At 67.4% G+C, this 3,498-nt stretch carries 2 protein-coding genes; one reads left to right on the top strand and one right to left on the bottom strand.

All coding sequences use genetic code 11. The annotated features are described in order from the left end of the window. The first annotated feature begins 287 nt into the window (after window positions 1–287). On the top strand, window positions 288–2,381 hold the full coding sequence (locus ACR2FV_RS02220; protein WP_434014091.1) for a VWA domain-containing protein: 2,094 nt from the start codon (window positions 288–290) through the stop codon (window positions 2,379–2,381). Window positions 2,382–2,483: 102 nt separating this feature from the next. Here the strand turns inward: ACR2FV_RS02220 and ACR2FV_RS02215 are convergent, their stop codons facing one another. Continuing rightward, complete coding sequence (locus ACR2FV_RS02215; protein WP_434014090.1) at window positions 2,484–3,425, bottom strand: tetratricopeptide repeat protein; 942 nt, start codon at window positions 3,423–3,425, stop codon at window positions 2,484–2,486. Window positions 3,426–3,498 lie beyond the last annotated feature (73 nt).

Here is a 3,498-nt window from a genome sequence, read left to right as displayed (position 1 = left end):
GCGTACTGCGGGTCCTGGGTGCTGCAGGGTACTACAGGTGCTTCAGGTGCTGCGGACTGGGTGCTGCATGTGCTGCATGGTGCTGGTGCTGCGGACTGGGTGCTGCAGGTGCTGCAGGGTGCTGGTGCTGCGGGGTGCGGGGTGCGGGTGCAGGACGGGACGCGGAATGCGGTGCGGTGCGGTGCGGTGCGGTGCGGTGAGGGGTGCGGAGTTGGGTTCGAGACACGAGGTGCGGGCTATGCCGTCATCCCGTAGGCCCGACCTTCAGGTCGGGCGACGTGGGCGACATGCTTAAAGACGTTCCGTCACTGCTGGTCCTGATGCTCCTGGTGACGGCGGTGGCGGCGCAGCAGGAACCGCAGCGGCCGCCGACCTTCCGGTCCGGGACTCAGGTCGTTGAGATCGACGTGCGGGTGTTCGACCGGGACGGCCGGTTCGTCACCGGCCTGACTCGCGATGACTTCGAGGTGATCGAGGACGACGCGCCGCAGCAGTTGCAGACGTTCTTCTTCGTGGACGATCCCGGCGGCGTGGGCAGCGCGGTGAAACCGGGCGCCGACCTCGTCCGGCCTCCATCCGAGGGCCCGCGCCCGCGCCAGACCTGGATCTTCTTCTTCGATCTCAATCACCTGACGGCCGGCGCCGGCTACGACCGCTCGCACAAGGCGGTTGAAGACTTCATCCGCGACCGGTTCCGGGATGGCGATGTCGGCGGCATCCTGGCCGGCGACAAGATGATCAACAACCGCCTGACCAGCGTGCGCGAGGAGCTGTTGAACGCCGTCGCGCAGGTCAAACCGCTCGGCGACGCACGCAACCGGATGATCGAGTTGACGCGTGAATGGCCCCGCCTGCTCAACGAGGAAGAAGCCCTGCTGGTCGCGCGCGGCGAGCGTGAACCGCTGCAGCGCGCGGCCCAGCGTGCCTGCAGCGACGAGCCGGAGCAGTGCCTGGTGGCGGAACAGATGGTCCGCAAGAAGGGGCAGCGGATGGCCGGCGGCATCCAGCGCGCCTCGCTCCAGTCGCTGTCGGCCCTGAATGGATTGGCCGGCGGCCTCGCCAGAATGCCGGGTCCGAAGACGGTCGTCTTTCTGAGCGACGGTTTCGCGGCCCAGGAAATCGGAACCACTCTTCGCTCTATCGTCGGGCAGGTCGGCCGCGCCGGCGCACGCGTCTACGCGATCGACGTGCGCGGTCTCAACCGGGGCAACGCCGGAATGGCCGATCAATTCCAGGTCGAGGATTCGGCGGGTCCGGCGACGAAGTTCGACTCCGTCGCGGACGCGCCGAACAGCCTGGCGATCGACACCGGCGGCCTGATGATCCGCAACGAGAACAACATCGGCCGGGCGCTCGAAACGATCGCCGCCGACGCGAACCGCTACTACGTAATCGGGTTTCAACCGTCCAACACCACCTGGGACGGCAAGTTCCGGGCGGTGCAGGTACGGGTCAAACGCGACGGCCTGCGCGTGCGCGCGCGCAAAGGGTATCTCGCGCTCGAACCGTCGCGGATGACGCTGCCGCAGCAGGTCAAGACGCCTGACGCGAATACCGCGGATTCCGTTCCGACACCGCCCCTCGGACCGCCCGCCCCGCCGGAGTGGCCCACGCCCGTGCTCGGACTGCCGGACACCATCAAGCCGGCCACACCCGTCACCGGCACACGGACGACTGTTGACGACACGGAGCCGGCCGGCGCCGCCCTGCGGATGCGCCCGGACGCGCACGAGCGCGTCCGCGAGTTGTCCGGCGGCGAAACCGCCACCGCATCAAAGCTCGCCGCGGAAGGGTGGGCTGCCTACCAGCGCGGCGACATCGAAGCGGCCGTCGGTCCGCTCACGAAGGCCGCGGCGCAGCCCGGAGTACGGCCCTGGATCCTCTATACGCTGGGGCTGGCCCAAGGAGGGCTCGGGCGTCCGCGGGAGGCGATCGCATCCTGGGAACGTGTGCGCCAGGCCGCGCCGGCATTCGAACCCGTCTACATCGACCTGGCCGCAAAGCACGCGTCGCTCTCCGACCTCACCAGCGCGCTGGGAGTGCTGCGCGACGCCGAGCAGCGCTGGCCGAACGACCCCGAAGTGCACAACGCCATCGGCGTCATCCACTTCCGCCGCGGGGCACTCGACGAAGCGATCGCCGCCTTCAGCAGGGCCACGGCCGCCGCTCCGGAGGATTCGCTCGCGCATCTCAATCTCGGCCGCGCCTACGAGCTGCGCTTCACCCGCAGCCGCCGCTACGTCACCAGCCAGCGACGCTGGGTCGTCGACGAAAGCGACCGACTCAAGGGCATCAAGCACTACCAGGCGTGCATCCGGATCGGCGGCCCCTACGTCAATGCCGCGAGCGACGGCCTGCAACGGCTGGAGTGGTCGAGATAGCGCGCGCTTGCGCGCGCGCAATGGTGAATGGGAGATGGGAAATGGTAAAGAGCTCGGCTACGAGCGCTCTACCATTTTCCATTTACCATTTACCATCCTCGCCTACTTGATCGTGGCGAGGATCTGTTTCGCGGTCTTCAGCTCGGGGGCATCGGCTGGCGCCATCGAGACGTACTTTTCGAGGTCGGCCTTCGCCTCGGCGGTCTTCGCCAGCGACAGGTTGGCGATGCCGCGGTAGTAGTAGCCGTCGGCGTGCTGCGGGAAGCGCGCGACGGCCTTGTCGAACCAGACGATGGCGTCCGCGTGTTTCCGTTCGTTCACCAGTGCGATCCCGGCGTTGAGGAACATCGCCGGGTCCGTCACCTTCGACTCGTCGAGCGACGCGAGGATCTGGCGCGCCTCATCGGCCTGCCCTTCCTCCATCAGCGTGTTGCCGAGCAGCAGCTTCACCTCGAGGTTGTCGGGATCCTCCGCCGCCGCCTTCCGCAGGTGCTCAATCGCGGCCTTCTTGTTCCCCTCGGCGTAATAGGTGCGCGCGATCAGCGGACGGAACTGCTTGACCTCCGGGTGCTTCGCCGACAGGTCCTCGTAGATCTTCCGCGCGTCGGCGTACTGCTTCGCGTTCATCATCGCCGCCGCCTGCGTGAGCTGCTCCTTGATCTCATCGTTCGGGTCGGCGACCGGCGCCGCCTTCTTCTTCAGCTTGATCTCCATCGGCGGGATCCGCCCCATCTCGGTGATCCCGATGCTGATGCGGCGGGTCTCGTAGCCGTCCTTGCTGAAGTCGACGGCCCACTCGCCGCGCGCGACGCCGCCGACGGCCCACTCGCCGTTCTTCTTCGATTTGGTCTCGCCGGGACCGCGGTCACCGGCGGTCGGCAGCGTCGCTTTCACGACGACCCCCTCCAGCGGCTGCCCCGTCTCTTCGTCGAGGACGAAGCCGCCCACGCGTCCCATCCCGCGCCACTCCTGCGCGTACACACCGGCCACCGAGACCAGAATTGCGAACACCACCAAGCTCGACAGTTTCATCACGTGTTTCATGGTTCTGTAAGTACATCACGTCGGTCATCGGGCGTGTAGTGTAGCGCAGGGCTTCAGCCCTGCCCCCCAGAAG

The organism is Ornithinimicrobium sp. (assembly GCF_051004135.1).
In the GTDB taxonomy this organism is placed as follows: Bacteria; Actinomycetota; Actinomycetes; order Actinomycetales; family Dermatophilaceae; genus Ornithinicoccus.
This window is presented reverse-complemented; position numbering and strand designations above follow the sequence as displayed.